The organism is Nonomuraea sp. NPDC003201 (genome assembly GCF_053590415.1).
Genome location: NZ_JBSFTC010000262.1, coordinates 1 through 15,888, shown reverse-complemented (window position 1 = coordinate 15,888; position 15,888 = coordinate 1). Strand labels below are relative to the sequence as shown.

General features: G+C 69.6%; 18 protein-coding genes. 9 read left to right on the top strand and 9 right to left on the bottom strand.

What is annotated here, in order from left to right; all coding sequences use genetic code 11:
• Positions 1–82: 82 nt before the first annotated feature.
• Positions 83–619: an RNA polymerase sigma factor gene (locus ACWDX9_RS48105; protein WP_449967499.1), complete on the bottom strand. Its 537-nt coding sequence runs from the start codon at positions 617–619 to the stop codon at positions 83–85.
• 78 nt (positions 620–697) lie between these two features.
• Positions 698–1,639, bottom strand: coding sequence for a LacI family DNA-binding transcriptional regulator (locus ACWDX9_RS48100; protein WP_355199699.1), 942 nt, complete (start codon positions 1,637–1,639; stop codon positions 698–700).
• Between the two features lie 163 nt (positions 1,640–1,802).
• On the opposite strand from ACWDX9_RS48100, the gene ACWDX9_RS48095 reads away from it, so the two are divergent.
• The 6 genes from ACWDX9_RS48095 to ACWDX9_RS48070 all read left to right on the top strand — a co-directional run bounded on the left by ACWDX9_RS48095 (position 1,803) and on the right by ACWDX9_RS48070 (position 6,937).
• Positions 1,803–2,594, top strand: coding sequence for an ABC transporter permease (locus tag ACWDX9_RS48095; protein WP_318786755.1), 792 nt, complete (start codon positions 1,803–1,805; stop codon positions 2,592–2,594).
• On the top strand, positions 2,591–3,382 hold the full coding sequence (locus tag ACWDX9_RS48090; RefSeq protein ID WP_350736038.1) for an ABC transporter permease: 792 nt from the start codon (positions 2,591–2,593) through the stop codon (positions 3,380–3,382). Before ACWDX9_RS48095 ends, ACWDX9_RS48090 begins: the two co-directional genes overlap by 4 nt.
• Positions 3,379–4,368, top strand: a complete 990-nt coding sequence (locus tag ACWDX9_RS48085) for an ABC transporter ATP-binding protein (protein WP_449967495.1) — start codon at positions 3,379–3,381, stop codon at positions 4,366–4,368. The genes ACWDX9_RS48090 and ACWDX9_RS48085 overlap by 4 nt, the downstream gene beginning before the upstream one ends.
• Positions 4,369–4,384: 16 nt before the next feature.
• Entirely contained in the window at positions 4,385–5,437 is a 1,053-nt protein-coding gene (locus ACWDX9_RS48080) for a polyamine ABC transporter substrate-binding protein (protein WP_449967492.1), read from the top strand.
• A complete protein-coding gene (locus ACWDX9_RS48075) occupies positions 5,434–6,507 on the top strand; it encodes an adenosine deaminase family protein (RefSeq protein ID WP_449967489.1) in 1,074 nt (357 codons plus the stop codon). Before ACWDX9_RS48080 ends, ACWDX9_RS48075 begins: the two co-directional genes overlap by 4 nt.
• 289 nt (positions 6,508–6,796) lie before the next feature.
• Complete coding sequence (locus tag ACWDX9_RS48070) at positions 6,797–6,937, top strand: hypothetical protein (protein WP_449967486.1); 141 nt, start codon at positions 6,797–6,799, stop codon at positions 6,935–6,937.
• 152 nt (positions 6,938–7,089) lie between these two features.
• Here the strand turns inward: ACWDX9_RS48070 and ACWDX9_RS48065 are convergent, their stop codons facing one another.
• Positions 7,090–7,329: a hypothetical protein gene (locus tag ACWDX9_RS48065; protein ID WP_449967483.1), complete on the bottom strand. Its 240-nt coding sequence runs from the start codon at positions 7,327–7,329 to the stop codon at positions 7,090–7,092.
• A gap of 109 nt (positions 7,330–7,438) precedes the next feature.
• On the opposite strand from ACWDX9_RS48065, the gene ACWDX9_RS48060 reads away from it, so the two are divergent.
• Positions 7,439–7,798 carry a hypothetical protein gene (locus ACWDX9_RS48060; protein WP_449967480.1) on the top strand — a complete coding sequence of 120 codons (360 nt, stop codon included), beginning with the start codon at positions 7,439–7,441 and terminating at the stop codon, positions 7,796–7,798.
• A 39-nt stretch (positions 7,799–7,837) separates the two neighbouring features.
• On the opposite strand, the gene ACWDX9_RS48055 is transcribed toward ACWDX9_RS48060, so the two are convergent.
• The 3 genes from ACWDX9_RS48055 to ACWDX9_RS48045 form a co-directional block, all read right to left on the bottom strand.
• Positions 7,838–9,466 carry a sensor histidine kinase gene (locus ACWDX9_RS48055; protein WP_449967477.1) on the bottom strand — a complete coding sequence of 543 codons (1,629 nt, stop codon included), beginning with the start codon at positions 9,464–9,466 and terminating at the stop codon, positions 7,838–7,840.
• A gap of 87 nt (positions 9,467–9,553) precedes the next feature.
• Complete coding sequence (locus tag ACWDX9_RS48050; protein WP_364261729.1) at positions 9,554–10,273, bottom strand: ABC transporter permease; 720 nt, start codon at positions 10,271–10,273, stop codon at positions 9,554–9,556.
• A gap of 24 nt (positions 10,274–10,297) precedes the next feature.
• Complete coding sequence (locus ACWDX9_RS48045; protein WP_449967473.1) at positions 10,298–11,194, bottom strand: ABC transporter ATP-binding protein; 897 nt, start codon at positions 11,192–11,194, stop codon at positions 10,298–10,300.
• 704 nt (positions 11,195–11,898) lie between these two features.
• Between ACWDX9_RS48045 and ACWDX9_RS48040 the strand changes: the two genes are divergently transcribed.
• Together ACWDX9_RS48040 and ACWDX9_RS48035 are read left to right on the top strand one after the other, a co-directional pair.
• Positions 11,899–12,501: a response regulator transcription factor gene (locus tag ACWDX9_RS48040; protein ID WP_449967471.1), complete on the top strand. Its 603-nt coding sequence runs from the start codon at positions 11,899–11,901 to the stop codon at positions 12,499–12,501.
• 649 nt (positions 12,502–13,150) lie between these two features.
• On the top strand, positions 13,151–13,402 hold the full coding sequence (locus tag ACWDX9_RS48035) for a hypothetical protein (RefSeq protein ID WP_449967469.1): 252 nt from the start codon (positions 13,151–13,153) through the stop codon (positions 13,400–13,402).
• On the opposite strand, the gene ACWDX9_RS48030 is transcribed toward ACWDX9_RS48035, so the two are convergent.
• The 3 genes from ACWDX9_RS48030 to ACWDX9_RS48020 all read right to left on the bottom strand — a co-directional run.
• Entirely contained in the window at positions 13,365–15,173 is a 1,809-nt protein-coding gene (locus tag ACWDX9_RS48030; protein WP_449967466.1) for a glycoside hydrolase family 15 protein, read from the bottom strand. The genes ACWDX9_RS48035 and ACWDX9_RS48030 overlap by 38 nt on opposite strands.
• A complete protein-coding gene (locus ACWDX9_RS48025; protein WP_449967463.1) occupies positions 15,170–15,640 on the bottom strand; it encodes a hypothetical protein in 471 nt (156 codons plus the stop codon). Before ACWDX9_RS48025 ends, ACWDX9_RS48030 begins: the two co-directional genes overlap by 4 nt.
• 38 nt (positions 15,641–15,678) lie before the next feature.
• On the bottom strand, positions 15,679–15,888 hold a 210-nt coding region (locus ACWDX9_RS48020), incomplete at its 5' end, for a molybdopterin-dependent oxidoreductase (protein WP_449967460.1).

Here is a 15,888-nt window from a genome sequence, read left to right as displayed (position 1 = left end):
AGCTCGGCGGCCCTGGTGCGCGGGTCGATCGGGCGGTCTCCGAGGTGGGCGGGCCGGGCGGCCCTGAGTTCGTCGATGGGGTTCATGACCACTCCTCGTTGAGGCTCCGCACGTGGGGCAGGGGTTCGCGCCGTGGGCCGGCGTCCGTGGCCTCCATGGCCTGCTTGAGCCGTTTGCGCGCCCGGTGCAGCCGTACGCGGAACGCCGCCGACGAGCAGCCGACGACCCGCGCGCCCTCCTTCGGCGACAGCCCGTGCCAGGCGACCAGGACGAGGATCTCCCGATCGTCCTCGGGCACGGCGGCCAGCGCGCGCAGCACGCCCATCCGCTCGGTCACGTGTTCGGCGACGTCGCCCTCGGCCCAGGCCCGCAGCTCCGTGGCGACCGCCTCGCGGCGTACCTCGGCGCGGACGTTGTCGCGCAGGACGTTCCTGGCGACGCCGAGCAACCACGGCAGCGCCGGCTCGGGCACGTCCTCCAACCGCCGCCAGGCGATCGCGAACGTCTCGCTCACCACCTCGTCCGCCACCTGGCGGCCCGCGCGGCTCACGACGTAGGCCCACACCCGTTGTCGGCATTCGTCGTACATGCCGGTGAACCGGTGCTCATCATCTGACACCGCCCAGCCCCTTCGTTCGGGATGCGTTCTTCTGACACCACGAAGTGGCCGCAACCCGCCCGTTGTTACACCTTTCGGTCAGCTGATCGGGACGGTGAGGCGGCGTGTGGTGGGTGACGGCTCCCTGCGCTCCCCGAGGAGGGCCATGAGCTGGTCCATGGCCACCTCGCCGAGCTTCTCGCCGTCCACGTCGATCGCGGGGACGTCGCCCAGGCCGAGGCTCTCGACGATCATGCGCTCCGAGCTGACCACGACATCGCGGATCCCCCGGTGGAGCAGGGCGAACATGAGGCCCAGGCCGATCGAGGTCGCGTACGGGACCACGGCGGTGGCGCGGGCGGCCACCACGGCCTCCGCCGTCTCCACCCCGGCGGCGAACGTCGAGGGGTGGGGGCCGAGCATGGTCAGCGTCGCGCCGCTCGGCCCGGCCGCGGCGCGGATGGCCGCCTGGCGCTGGCGGTCCTGCCAGGAGCCCGCCGGGCCGCCGATGTAGACGATGCGCTCGTGGCCCATCTCGACGAACCGGGTGACGAGCGTGCCGAAGGCGGTGGCCGTGTCGGCGACCACCGAGGTCATGCCCTCGATCTCGCGGTCGATGAGCACGGTCGGCTTGAACGACGCGGCGGCGCGGACGATCTCGTCCGAACCCCGGGGCGCGGTGAGCAGGAAGCCGTCGACCTGGTGCGCGAGCTGCTCGACCGCGGCGACCTGGGCGGCGTGCTCCAGGGAGTGCACCGCGATGGTCAGCTGCATGCCCGAGTCGGCCGCGCGCGCCTGGGCGCCGCCGATGATCGGGGTGAAGAAGGTGTTGTCGAGCGTGGGCACCACGACGGCGACCACTCCGGTCCGCCCGCGGGCCAGCTGCGTGGCCGCCCGGTTGGGGACGAATCCGAGCTGCTCGGCGGCTGCGCGGACGCGGGCCACCGTCTCCGGGGCGGCCAGGTCCGGCCGGCCCAGGGCGCGAGAGGCCGTCGCCTTGGAAACCCCGGCCAGCGCGGCGACGTCCGCGAGTGTCGGCACTGATCCTCCTTGAGTCGTTACACGGATTTCACACAGGGGTTTGTGCGACAGGCCGCTCATAATCTATGGTCAGGCTCATGCAACCGGTTCCGCAACCGGTTCCACCAAGCGTACGCCACGGAGAAAGGACGCCGACATCTCCCCCAAATCGGCCCTTCTGCTGGTGCCTGGTCTCGTCCTTCTCGTCGCGGGTTTCCTCATCCCCTCCGCGGCGATGCTCTTCGCGCCCCCGGACGTGCCGACCGGCGAGATCTTCACGCGTCTGGGCAGGATGCTGACGGATCCGTACGACCTGGAGGTGATCGGGCGCACGGTCGGGCTGGCCCTGGCTGTCACGATCATCTGCGTCGTCCTCGGCTTCCCCATCGCCTACTGGCTCGCCCGCTCGCCGTCACGCTGGAGCGGGGTCTTCCTGGCAGTGGCGATCTTCCCATTGATGCTGAGCAACGTGGTAAGGACGTTCGGCTGGCTGGTGATCCTCGGCTCCAAGGGGGCGCTCGGCCGGCTGCTCGTCCAGCTCGGCATCGTCGACGTGGCGCCGCAGCTGCTCTACACCAAGCTGGCGATCGTCCTCGGCCTCACCCAGCTGTTCCTGCCGCTGGCGATCATCTCCTGCTACTCGGCCGTCGCCCAGGTCGATCCCGGCCTGGACGACGCCTCGCGCGGGCTCGGCGCGAGCCGGATCCGGACGATGTGGAACGTCGTCATCCCGCTGACCATGCCGGGCATCGTGGTGGCCGCCACCCTGGTGTTCGCCGGGTCCGTCACCGCGTACACCACGCCCTACCTGCTCGGCGGGTCCAGCCAGCGGATGCTGTCCACGCAGCTGTTCAACTACGCGAGCACCACGGTCGACTGGGCCTCGGCCTCGGCGACGGCGCTCATCATGACGGTCCTGGTCTTCCTGGTCTCCGGGCTGTCCTCGCTGATCGGGCGGAAGGGGGCCACCTCATGAAGCGGCCGATCACGGCGGCGCTCGCGGTCATCGGCTACGTCATCATGATCGTGCCGATCATCTTCGTGGTCGCCACGGCCTTCACCGCCGGAAGCACCCTGAGGTTCCCGCCCGACGGGATCTCGCTGCGCTGGTTCGACGAGGCGCTCGGCTACGAGCCGTTCATCGAGGCCGCGCTCTCCAGCCTGGAGCTCGCCGTGCTCGCCACCGCGCTCGCGCTGGTGCTCGGCGTGCCCGTCACGCTCGCCGTCCACCGTGGCAAGCTGCCCGGCAAGGGCCTGGTCGAGGGGCTGTTCCTGTCGCCGCTCATCGTCCCGGAGCTGGTCGTCGGCCTCGCGCTGTTCCAGCAGCTGATGGTCGGCCTGGACCTGGACAACTTCAGCACCCTGCTGGTCGGGCACACCGCGCTGATGCTGCCGTACGCGGTGCGCGTGACCGGCGCCTCGCTCGCGCTGGCCGACCCCGCGCTGGAGGAGGCCGCCCGGGGGCTCGGCGCCTCGCCGCTGCGCGCCTTCTTCAACGTGACGTTGCCCGTCCTGCGTCCGGGCATCTTCTCCGCCGGGCTGCTCAGCATGGTGACGTCGTTCAACAACGTGCCGCTGTCGCTGCTGCTGCAGGGACGCGACTTCCGGACGCTGCCGGTGACGATGCTCGACTACGTGCAGCAGTCGTACGACCCGATGGTGGCCGCCGCCTCCACCCTCATCCTGGCCGCCACCGTGGTCATCGCGGTGATCGCCGAGCGCACGGTCGGATTCGCCAAGATCTTCGGAGGGATCAACCAATGACCGCCGCCGCCGAGCTGATCAAAGTCACCCAGAGGTTCGGCTCCTTCACCGCCGTCGACGAGATCGACCTCGCCGTGCCGGCGGGGAGGCTGACGACGCTGCTGGGCCCGAGCGGCTGCGGCAAGACCACCACGCTCAGGATGATCGCGGGCTACTCCGCACCGACGTCGGGGACGATCCGCATCGACGGGGTCGACAGCACGCGCACGCCGCCGGAGAAGCGCGATCTCGGGATGGTCTTCCAGTCGTACGCGCTGTTCCCGCACATGACGGTGGCCGACAACGTAGGGTACGGGCTCAAGCTGCGCAAGGTGCCGGCCGCGGAGAGACGTACGCGGGTCATGGAGACGCTCGACCTCGTCGGGCTCGCGCACCTGGCCGACCGCAAGCCGAAGAAGCTCTCCGGCGGGCAGCAGCAGCGGGTGGCGCTGGCCAGGGCGATCGCGATCAGGCCCAAGCTCCTGCTGCTCGACGAGCCGCTGTCCAACCTCGACGCCCGCCTGCGCGTCCAGATGCGGGCCGAGATCAGGCGCATCCAGGCGGAGACGAAGCTGACCGTCATCCTCGTCACCCACGACCAGGACGAGGCGCTGGAGATGTCGGACGAGATGGTCATCATGAACGAGGGCCGGATCGTGCAGCAGGGCACTCCCCAGCAGGTCTTCCCCCGTCCCGCCGACCGTTTCGTGGCCGAGTTCCTCGGCTACGGGAACTTCCTCACCGCGGCCGACGGCACGCCGCTGACCATCCGGCCCGAGCATCTGCGCATCGCCGAGAAAGGCGCCGGCCTGGGTCACGGCCTCGACGGCACGGTGGTCGACGTGGCCTTCCGCGGCGTCGACCTGCTGGTCTCGATCGACGTGGTCGACCCGTCGGGCGCGACCGTCAGGCTGCTCGCCGACGTACGCAGCGGCGCGGCCCTGACGCCCGGATCGGGCGTCACGGTGATCGCGCCCGACGACCATCTGGTTTCACTCCCCCGCTGAAAGAAGGAACGACCCCATGCCCACGCGCCGCGCCGTACTGGCCGCTGCTCTGACGGTGCTCGCCGCAGCCGGATGTTCCGGCTCCGGGTCCGCCGAGAAGCAGGCCGATCAGAACACCATTGTCGTCAGCACCTTCCCCTTCGGTGTGAAGGAGTTCGAGCAGGCGGTCGTCGCTCCGTTCAGCAAGCAGACCGGGATCAAGGTCGAGCTGGACACCGGGTCCAACTCCGACCGGCTGTCGAAGCTGAAGCTCGCCAAGGGCGAGCCGGAGGCGGACGTGGTGCTGATCTCCGACTACTTCGCCGCGCTCGGGCAGAAGGACGGCCTCTTCCAGAAGGTCGACGTGCCCAACATGAAGCAGCTCGCGCCGTTCGCGACGGAGGGCTCCTACGAGGGGCCGGCCTACACGCACCAGCTCAACGGGATCATCTACAACACCGGCAAGCTGAGCCAGAAGCAGGCCGCCGACTGGGAGCTGTTCGCGAACGCGGCGAACAAGGGAAAGGTCGCGCTTCCCGATATTTCGGTGACCGCCGGACAACTCATGATTTCGGGGGTTGGTGAGTCGTACGGCAAGGGCCCCTACGACATCGACACCTCGCTGAAGACCCTGTCCGGCTGGGCGCCGAACGTCCTGCAGTTCTACACCTCCTCGACCGAGGTCACGAACCTGCTGACCCAGGGCGAGATCGTCGCCGCCGACGCGCTGAGCGGCTTCGCCACCAAGCTGGTCACCTCGGGCGAGCCGATCGCCTGGACGGCTCCCGACAAGGGCCGCTACATGGCCACCAACCGGGCGATGATCCCCAAGGGTGCGCGCAACGCGCAGGGAGCGGCGAAGTTCATCGACTACATGCTGTCGGCCGAGGCGCAGAGCGCCATGGCGAAGGCCGCCGGTGACCTGCCCACGAACCCGAAGGCCGAGATCCCGGCCGACATCGCCAAGGTGACGGGCGAGGCGGCGAAGGACCCGGTGGCCGCCGGGTTCAAGACGCTCGACCCCGCCCAGCTCGTCGACACCCGCGCCACCTGGGTCGACCGCTTCACCCGCGAGGTGGCCGGCAAGTGAACCTTGACCTGATGCCCAAGGTCGATCTGCACTGCCACCTCATCGGCACCGTACGCGCCTCGACCTTCGCCGAGCTGGCCCGGCGGGAAGGGCTCGACCTGCCCGACACGCCCGAGCGGATCTACGCGGACGTCAACTCGCTGCCGCCGGACCCGGCGCTCTACCTGGACACCCGGATCCCGGTCCCGCAGGGCAGGAGCGCGGACGAGCCCGAGGTCTCCTACTCGCTGTTCCAGGTGTCCTCGTGGGTGCTGCAGGTCCTGCGCGACGCCGACGATCTCACCAGGATCACCTACGAGGCGTTCGAGGACGCCCACCGGACCAGCGCGACCAGGCATCTCGAGGTCTCCTTCGACGCGCTGACCGAGCATCAGGAGAAGCTCGGCTACGCCACGGTGGTCGAGGCGTACGCCGAGGGCATCAGGATGGCCGAACGCGACTTCGGCATGTCGGGCCGGCTCATCGCGGCCGTCGACCGGAGCAGGTCGGGAGACGAGGCGCTCTCCTGGGTGCGCACGGTCGTGGACCACCCGCACGACTATGTGGCGGGGATCGGGCTGGACAACCTGGAGACCGCCGGGCCGCCGGAGCGGTTCGAGGCCGCCTTCCGGCTCGCCGGTGCGGCCGGGCTGCGCCGTACCGCGCATTCCTCCGAGCACGCGCCCGTCGCCGTGAACACGGTCACCTGCCTCGACGTGCTCGGCTGCGACCGGATCGACCACGGCTACTTCGTGCTCCAGGACGACGAGGTCGTCGCCAGGGTGCGGGACGAGCAGATCCCGTTCACCGTCATCTCGACCACGTCGCGGCGCTCGTGGCGGCCGTGGCGGCGGGCGTCGATCGCGGCGATGCTGGAGGCCGGGCTCAACGTCATCCCCGCTTCCGACGACCCGGGGATGTTCCCGACGTCGCTGGCGAACGAGTATCGGATCCTCTCCGAGCAGCTCGCCGTACCGGATGAGCGGTTGCGGGCGATGGCGCTGGCCGGGGTGGAGGCGTGCTGGCTGCCGGAGCCCGAGAAGGACGCGCTGCGCAGGCGCTTCGAGAGCGAGCTCGCGAACGTGGAGTGATCGGGACGGCTTCACGCGGACCGTGTCCCGCTTCGGTGCTCACTCCGGTGACGCCAGGGGCTGCGGCCGGTCCGTCGCTTTCGCGATCACGACGAGACGAGTGCCAGGCCGGCGCCGAGAGTGGCGAGCGTGAAGCCCAGGCTCCGGAAGCCGAGCAGGTCGCCGAGGGCGGTTCCGACAGCCGGCGCGAGTGCCGTGCCTGCGATGTAGGCCGACTGCGCCGGCGCGACGTGGCGGCCGCGGGGGAAGCGTCGGGACCGAGCTGGAGCTCGGCACCGGCCTGGCCACGGTGGTCGGGTACGACGAGTTCGGCGTGCCCTCCCAGCCGGTCGGTTACGGCTGGCTCGGCGGGGCGTACCACCCGACCGTGCTGGACGGCAGGGTCCTGGTGTCGGGCCGCGTGTACGACCCGGCGCTCGGCCGCTACTAACCGCACATGACAAAGCCCGGGTGGTCCACACCCGGGCTTTGTCACGTTCAGGCCGCGCAGACTCCGGCCGGCTTGACCGACAGCACGGTGTGGGTGCGGGTCTCCGTCTTCCTGGCGCCTAAGGTGTAGCCGTAGGGCGTGCTGCTGACGCACTAGGCCACGCCGGTCTGATTGGACACCTGGCTGACCTGCAGCCCGCCGGAGAAGGACCGGCTGTCCCCCTGCTTGACGAGCACGACCCTGGCCGACGACGCGCTCGGCTGCAGGCACAGGTAACCGGTCGGGCATACGGCCGCGGCCTGGCTCGCCGCGGTGGCGGGCTGAGCGGCGAGGGTGGCGGCGGTGGTCAGGGCGATCACCGTGGCGGCCATGAGGTTGCGGTTGATCTTCATGTGATCTTGGTATCGAGCATGGCTGACGTTCCGGTTGACGCCGCCTTCACGATGTTGTCCGTACGGCGAATCCCTTGATCTCGGCCGGTTTGCTACGTACGGTCGCGATGTGGCCGAGCCGAATCGTCGTAAGATTCTGTACGCGGACATTGTCGCCGTGCTCCTACTCGCCGGTACCGGGGCCTTGTTCCTGGTCGCTCGCCACGTGCCGGCCGCCGGCCGGATCGCGACGGTGCTGAACCTGGTGGCGCAGGCGTGTGCGGTCGGCGCGGCATTCCTGCTGTTCGCGGCGCTCTGGCGGCGGCCTGACTCCGGCACATTCCTGCTGGGCCCGGTCACGGACGAACGCGCTATTTCCCAGCGGGCGAATCAAGCCCTTTACTGGAAACTCATGCTCCTTCGCTCAGTCGTCACCATCGTTATTCTGCAAGCCGCGCTGACCGCCATATCGGCGGTCCTCCCTCTCTGAATCAGGACCAGTCGTCGAGGTCTTCCCAAACGCCGGCGATCATCTGTGCTGCTGTGCTTCGGAACGTCGGTGCGGGAATGCCGCCGCTGTCAGGAACTGCCCGTCCTTCTGTTCGACCGTCAGTTCGCCGCCGTCGGCGGTGACGCGTTGTTCGAGCGCGGCCAGGCCCCGGAGCTCCGGCAGAGGTCCCTGCTGGGCGCCGTCATTGACGATGGTGATGCTCGACTCCGACAGGGTGACCCGCACCCGCGTCGCCTGGGCGTGGCGCAGGATGTTGGTCGTGGTCTCGCGCAGCACCTGGCCGAGCAGTTCGCCCGCGCCCGGGTCGACGTCCGCTTCGCGGTCGATGCGCACGCCGATGCCCGCGGCCTCGAAGAGGTTCCTGGCGTTCTCCAGTTCGGCGGACAGATTGAGCCGCCGCTGTGCGTAGGCCAGCGCCTTGGTCTGCGTGATGGTGTCGCTGACCAGGGCATGGATCTCCCGCAGCTCCTGTTTGGCGCGTTCGGTGTCGCTGTCGACCAGCTTCTGGGCGAGCGCCGTTTTCAGCTTCACCACGTGCAGGGTGTGGCCCTGGATGTCGTGCAGGTCGCCGGCGAACCGGACGCGTTCGCGGATCACGGCCAGCTCCGCTTCCCGCTCCCGTGCCGCCTCCAACTCGGTGACGACGTCGTAGAAGCGCTTGTTGGGGAATCTGAGCCCGATGATCGCCGCCGTGATGCCCGTGGGGATGAGGACGTACCGGAACAGCACGCCGGGAACGTCCTCGTGCGCGACCAGCAGCCTCGACGCGCCCACCGCGGCGACATAGACGGTCAGCGCGACGGCCCACATGACCTGGTGCCGCGACAGCTGGGGGATGACGAAAGCGCCCGCGGTGGCGACGGCGAAGAACGCCGCACTGCCGCCGGCCACCAGCACGGAGTAAGGCCACACGGCCGCGGTGACGATCATGCAGGGCAGCGCGACGCGCAGGACGTCTCCCCCCGCCCACCGCACGAAGGACACCAGGGCCGCCACCACGCCCGCGCCCAGGACGAGGGCATCCCACCAGGACCGGGCGTCCGTCGCCACCACCACCGCCCCGGCGACGACGAGCAGCGGGAGAAACATGGTCAGGTTGAGCTTGCGCAGCTGCCTCTGCGCCGGCTCGTTGTCCTCGGACACCGGGTGCGTCGGGCTCACGGGTTCCTCACCTGGTTGCCGGACGGTCGGTTCACGCCGTAGGACCGTGGCCGTCCACGCTGGTCTGACATGAGGGCTCTCCGGGGTCGAACAGCAGCCTCTGCCCAGTATTCTTCCTGCTCCACGGTGCCACCAGTGACACCACGTCATGACGTCACCACGAGACCGCATCGGGCGCGGCGCCGCCGTTCGGCATCGCGTGGTGCTGTGGCCGACACCCCGCGGGTCCATCCCGATCACGTCATAGCTGTCCAGCACGCTCCGCGGCAGCCCCAGATCCCGCAGGATGGCCGGCCCCGGCCCGCCTGGCCCGCCGCTGTTGGTCAGCAGCACGCCGCGGCGCTTGTCCGGGCTGGTGCCGGCCAGGCGCGAGACCGCGATCTCGATCGTCGTCCCGCCGGGCTCGCGGCAGTCCAGCGGAACGTCGAGCGTCGCGCGCTCCAGGCCGGCCCCGGCGACATCCTCCGGGCATCTGCCCCAGTTCAAGGTGCCGATGCCGTCACCGCCGACACCGCGGAGGCGAGGACGGTCACGATGGGTTCCCGCGTCCCTGGTTGGGGACGAACCCGGACGTCATCGGCGCGGCTCCCAGCGGAAGCTCCGGGAAGCCAGCGCGACGGCGACGACGACCCAGCTCAGCGTGGGTGCCAGCAGAATCAGCGAGTCAGCGATCGGTACGCCGCCGTTCCAGGCGTTGACGACCAGTTCGGCGGCCGAGCCGCCGGGAAGCAGCCGCTTGAGCAGCGTGAGATCCTCGGTGCCGGCGATCCCCACCCAACTGGCCACGACGATGGTGCCGATGGCGATGGGCAGCGTGGTCACCTGGGCGTGCTCCGGGGAGTTCGTCACTCCAGCGGTGGCCAATGCCAGTCCCAGCATCATGATCATCGTCGCGACGACGGCCGCCGCCAGGAGAAGTACGTTGTCCGGCGCGCCCGTGACCGCGCCCAGCACGGTCATGATCACGGCCGCCTGGACCAGCGAGATGACGGTGACCGGGAGCAGCAGCCCCAGGAGGATGCCGGTGTCGCCCGCCGCGGTGGAGCGCAGCCGCTTGAGAAAGAGATTCTGCCGGCGCGAGGCCAGCGTGGTCACCGTGGTGGTGTAGAGCGTGAACGCCGCCACCGTGAACAGCACCACCGCCGCGATGTATCCGAGACTGCCCAGAGCCGCGAACACCTCGTGCCGGGAGATGAAGAACGCGCTGACCGCCACGGGCATGACGAGGCAGGTGACCAGAACCAGCCGGTTCCGGAAGATCTGGACCAGCTCGCTGCGAGCGATCGAGAGCATGGCAAAGGTCCTTTTCTTGGAAATTCAGGAAGTGGGCTGGTCGCTGCCGAGCGCGCGGAAGACGTCGTCGAGCCGGGTCGGTCCGGCTTGGAGGTCCCGCAGCTCCACCGCGTGGTCCTGGGCCCAGCGGAGCAGGGTGTGCAGGTCCTTCTGCAGGCCGAAGGTCTCGATGAGGTACTTCCCGTCACCCTCGCGCGTGGCCTGCAGCGGTAGCGCGGGTGCGGGACCCGGCAGGGAGAAGCGGATGGCGGCGGGCAGGGTGCGCGTCAGTTCGGAGACGGTCCCTTCCCGGTGGAAGGTGCCATTGTGCATGAGCCCGATGCGGTCGGCGCGCTGCTGAGCCTCTTCCAGGTAGTGCGTGGTGAGAACGATGGTGGATCCGTCTTCGCGCAGCCGGTCCACCGCGTCCCACAGGTCGTCCCGGGACCGGATGTCCAAGCCGGTGGTGGGCTCGTCCAGGAAGATCAGCTCAGGCGCTCCGTACACGGCGGTGGCGAAGTCCAGACGCCGCTTCTCGCCGCCGGAGAGCTGGGACACCTTGGTGCCGGCCTTGCGGGTGAGGTCGACGATGCCGAGCAAGCGTTCGGCCGTGTCGATGCGCTGGGTGAGGTTTCCGATCAGCCGGAGCGATTCCCGGACCGTCAGATCCGGCGAGAATCCGCTCTCCTGCAGCATGATGCCCATCCGGGGCCGCACCGCCCGCCGGTCGCGCGGGCTCTGCCCGAAGACCCGTACGCTGCCCGAGGTGGGCGTGCGGTGGCCTTCGATGATCTCCAGGGTCGAGGTCTTCCCCGCCCCGTTCGTGCCGAGCAGAGCGTAGAACTCCCCGCGCCGCACCTGGAAGGACAGGTCCCGCACGGCGCGGAAGTCGCCGTAGGTGAGGTTCAGACGGTCGACGTCGATGACTGGTGTCGAGGACATACCGTCGATCTCAGCCGTCGCCGCGCGTATCTCCCAGTGCGACCACGTCATGACCTCGCCATGACATCCTTGGCGTGAACACATGACGTGGTGTCACTGGTGCCGCCACGGGACGGGAAGAATACTGGCGGACTCTGCCGTTCGATCCCGGAGAGCCCACACATGGACACCAGACCCCTGCGCATTCTGCCTACGGCCGACATGACCGCTCAGCCCCGACACACAGCACCCGGCTGAGGACCGGTGAGCCCCGCCCGGTGGAGAGCCTGACAGGACGCAGCGGCAAATGCACCGGCTCAATGTCCGCACGCAGCTCGCGGCTCTCGGTCTCGTGGGAGCGCTGCTGGTGGCGTTCGGCGCCCGGACATGGGGGGATGCCGCCGTCCTGAGCATGGCCGCCCTGGGGCTGATCGCCTTCGTCGCCGCAGCGGGTGTGGCGGGGCCTCGGTGGCGTCACGGGGCGATCTGCTCGGCCAGGTCCTCCGGGAGGACGACCACCGACATCCTGCGGCACGCGCAGGCACGGATCACGCTCCCGGTCGGGCATCGCCGTCATCGACGGCGGCCCGCAGGAGGCTCCGCTTCCCGCCCTCCGGGGCCTGGCTACCCTCAGGGAACGAATGATGGCCAACGGGGACGAGTGACGGGCGCTTCCTGACGACCGCGGCATTCCCGCACCGACGTTCCGAAGCACAGGAGAACCGATGACCACCGTGGTACTCGCCGACGACGAAGCCCTCCTCCGCAAGGCGCTGGCGTCACTGCTGCCGCTCGAGGGCGAGATCACCGTGCTCGCCGAAGCGGGAGACGGCGAGGCGGCCGTGCAGGCAACACTGCTGCACCGGCCCGACGTGCTCGTCATCGATCTGGAGATGCCCGGCATGGACGGGCTCGGCGCCGTCATGGAGATCCGTCAGGCGCGGCCGGACCAGACAATCCTCATGCTGACCCGCCATGCCAGGCCCGGCGTGCTCCGCAAGGCGCTCAAGCTCGGCGTCCAGGGCTTCGTCAGCAAGTCCGCGGAACCGGCGCACATCGTCTCGGTCATCAAGACCCTGCACGAGGGCAAGCGATGGATCGACCCGGATGTCTCCGCCCTCGCCCTCGTCGACGACTGCCCGCTCACCGACCGCGAGATCGACGTGCTGCGGGCGACCGGCGAAGGCTACTCGGTCGCCGACATCGCCGCCCGACTCCATCTGGCGGAGGGCACGGTGCGCAACTATCTCTCGAACGCGATGCAGAAAACCCAGACCCGGACCCGGCACGAGGCGGCGCGGTACGCACGCGAACACGACTGGCTGTAAGTGGGCATCTTATGATGACTTATCATCGTTCATCCCGCTTTCGTCCTGGACCGAGATGTGTGGACTGAGCTGGCACTTTGCCTGACGAGACACCTCCTGCCCGTCCGATCTGGGGATGCCCTTGAATCGCCCCGAATCGACAGATGCGGCCTTCTACAGCGACAGTTGCCGGCACGGGGACTACGACCTCGCGCCGTCCCTACCCCCTCGGACCCTGTCCGATGCCCGCTGGGCGTTGATCGAACCGGCACTGAACGCCTGGCGAGCCGCACGCATGCAGGCTCGCGCGCAAACTGGGACCACTCGCGGATCTCTTCGGAAAATTGCGGCCGGCTCTGCTTGGCGAGGTAGGTCCAGAGGAACTGCTGGTGCAACGCGAACAGGGTGGCGGCTGTCACGCCCCCCGCATGCCATGCTCCGAGGTGCAGTTCCCGGCCGGCCGGCCAGATGGCGACCAGCATCCCCGCCTGCATGATGCCGACGACGAGGCGATCAGCGCCGCCGAACAGGATCGCGGTCGATAAGCAGGGCCGGGCTCGCCTACGGCGCGACTGCCGCGCCGACCGGCTTCACTTACCTGGCGGACGCCATCGCCAGTCAGACCGGCACCGCTGAGACCCGATCGCTGTCCGCGCCGGCAGGTGGTGGCGTGCTGATCTGCTACGCCCTGATCGCGGTTGTCATCGCCGTCGTGGCCAGGACACTGCGCCATCTCGTCACCTCAGGCATGAGCGTGACCGAGGCCGTGGGTGCCGCGGCGCGTGCTGACCCGTTCCTCGGCCAGGATCGCGGCGGACGTCCCCGCCGCCCGTTGAGCGTGACCGTTCCGATGAAGTGCCGGGAGACCTCAACGCCGGGAGACCTCAACGCCGAGCGTCCCCGATGGCACGGGCGGCGTTGATCAGGCCGATGTGGCTGAGGGCCTGAGGGTAGTTGCCGATTGCCTCTCCTGTGGTGGGGTCCACCTCTTCGCTGAGCAGGCCGACATCATTGGCGCAGGAGGCGGCGGTCTCGAACGCCCGCCTGGCCGCGGCGTCCTGACCGGTGAGGGCCAGCGCGTGAGCGAGCCAGAAGGTGCACAGCAGGAACGGGCCCTCCTGGCCCGCCAGCCCGTCGGCGGAACGGTAGCGGTAAACGAGCCCTCTCGCGTCGGTCAGCCGGGTGGCGACAGCCTGCACGGTGGAGCGGATTCTCGGGTCGTCCGGCGGCAGGAATCCGACGAGGGGCATCATCAGGGTGGCGGCGTCGACCTGGGTGCCACCGAACGTCTGGGTGAAAGCACCCGCCTGCTCGTTCCATCCGTGGGTCAGGATCGCGGCGTGGATCTCGTCCCGGACGCGCGTCCAGTCGGCGACCCGGGAGGCGGCCCCCAGCACCGGGGCCAGGGTGATCGCCCTGTCCAGTCCCACCCAGCACATCAGCTTGGAGTGCGTGAAGTGCCGGCTGGGGCCACGGACCTCCCAGAGGCTCTGATCCGGCTCCTGCCAGCGGCGCGCGGCGGTCTCGGCCACTCCGATCAGCAGCGAGCGGGTGAGGGGGTCGAATGGGCCGATGTCCCGATAGGTCTGGTGGGCGGCGTCGAGCAGCTCGCCGTACACGTCGAGCTGACGCTGACGCCAGGCGTCGTTGCCGACCCGCACGGGGGCGCTGTCCCGCCACCCCCGCAGATGCGGTAGCCGCCGTTCGCTCAGGTCGCGCTCGCCGCCGATGCCGTACATGATCTGCAGGTCCGGGTCCGTGTCGACCTGGGTCGCGCATGCGCGGGACAGGAAGGCGAAGAAGGCGGTTTCCTCCTCCTCGCAGGTGGCCGTGTTCAGGGCGTGCAGGGTGAAGCTGGCGTCGCGGACCCATGTGTAGCGGTAGTCCCAGTTACGCTCCCCGCCGATGCTTTCCGGCAGGGAGGTGGTGGCCGCGGCCACCATGGCTCCCGTCGGGGCGTAGGTCATCGCGCGCAGAACCCGGCCGCTGTGGTTGACCTGCCGGCGCCAGGGTCCCTCGTAGTCGGCGTGCCCGCGTGACCAGGAGCGCCATCCCGCGACGGTGTCGCGGATCCGGCGCGCGACGGCCCAGGAGGTACGGCGCGGCGGGTCGGGCGCCCAGGCCCGGCCGGCCTGCAGGGCCAGGCCGACGTTCTGTCCCGCGCGCAGGGTGAGAGCGGTGTCCGCGACCGAGCCGCCGGTCCGGAATTCCACCGGGCTGGACAGGGTGAGCACGTCGCCGCCGCCGCGGGCGATCAGGCCGCCGCGGACCGGTTGCATCAGGGGGCGGACGAGCCCGAACTCGGGCCGGGGCGCATACACGATCTCCACGGACACCCGCCCTTCGGTGCAGGCGAGCCGGCGAAGGAGCAGGCCGGGGGATGACGTGCCCAGCGCGTGCCCACGTTCGCCACGGCCCAGCGCGAGAGCGTCCAGGAGCACCAAGGTGCCGTCGCGCGTCCGGAACGTGGTCTCCAGCACAAGGGTGTCCTCGACGTACCGACGGGTCACCTCGGCCGGACATGCCGGCCGGATCGCCCAGAAGCCGGCCTCTTCGTCCAGCAGCCGGGCGAAGAGCGCCGGGCTGTCGAAACGCGGCAGGCACAGCCAGTCGACAGAGCCGTCGGACGTGACCAGCGCGGCGGACCGGCAGTCCGACAACATCGCGTGGTCGCCGATCGGCCGGGCGCTCAACGGCCGACCCGCCCCGCGGCCAGGCGTCGCAGCGTGTAGAGCAGTGCTGAGGCGGCGAAGAGCACCAGGGTGACCAGAATCCATCGGTTGAGATAAGGGATGGTGCTCAAACCGACCGCCGCCCTGTAGTTGGGCTCGGCACCGCGCAGGATGAGTGGGGACCACACCAGCAGCAGCAGACCCGAGAACGCGGTCGGCACGCGCAGGTAGTTGATCGGAGCCGGCCGCTGCCCCGTCGGCCGAGACCGACGCCCAGCAGCCGTACGACGACGGCGACGGGTACGGACGGTGGCGGACCGGGCGGCGAGGTCGGCGGCGGAGTAAAGAGGGAACAGCACCAGATCGTGGAGGATGACGGCCCCCACGAACCACACCAGAAAGCCCGGCCAGATCCCCACGTCGATTACCCGGGTGGCGGCGTAACCGGCGACCAGAAAACAGAGGGCGAGTACGAGCAGGTGCCACAAAGGGGCGCCGTAGGTCCTTGCCCACCGGCTGCGGCCGTTCAAGATCGCCCTTGGGTGAAGTCGAGCTCGCGCACCCACTTCGTGTTGTGCACGCCGGGAGCGTTGGGGACGATGACCCGCGCCGGGTACCCGTGGTCGAGGGACAGGTCGGCGCCGTTGACCCGCAGCGCCAGCAGCGAGCGCGGGTCGGCGCTGGGCCTGCAAGGACAGCTGATGGCGGCGATGGCTGCCGGGCCGGCCGGGTTCGG

Bases quoted from the DNA above. Each gene is read 5' to 3' on its own strand.
- ACWDX9_RS48085 (WP_449967495.1), top strand. From the start codon at position 3,379: ATGACCGCCGCCGCCGAGCTGATCAAAGTCACCCAGAGGTTCGGCTCC.
- ACWDX9_RS48045 (WP_449967473.1), bottom strand. From the start codon at position 11,194: ATGTCCTCGACACCAGTCATCGACGTCGACCGTCTGAACCTCACCTAC.
- ACWDX9_RS48040 (WP_449967471.1), top strand. From the start codon at position 11,899: ATGACCACCGTGGTACTCGCCGACGACGAAGCCCTCCTCCGCAAGGCG.
- ACWDX9_RS48090 (WP_350736038.1), top strand. From the start codon at position 2,591: ATGAAGCGGCCGATCACGGCGGCGCTCGCGGTCATCGGCTACGTCATC.
- ACWDX9_RS48080 (WP_449967492.1), top strand. From the start codon at position 4,385: ATGCCCACGCGCCGCGCCGTACTGGCCGCTGCTCTGACGGTGCTCGCC.
- ACWDX9_RS48050 (WP_364261729.1), bottom strand. From the start codon at position 10,273: ATGCTCTCGATCGCTCGCAGCGAGCTGGTCCAGATCTTCCGGAACCGG.
- ACWDX9_RS48065 (WP_449967483.1), bottom strand. From the start codon at position 7,329: ATGAAGATCAACCGCAACCTCATGGCCGCCACGGTGATCGCCCTGACC.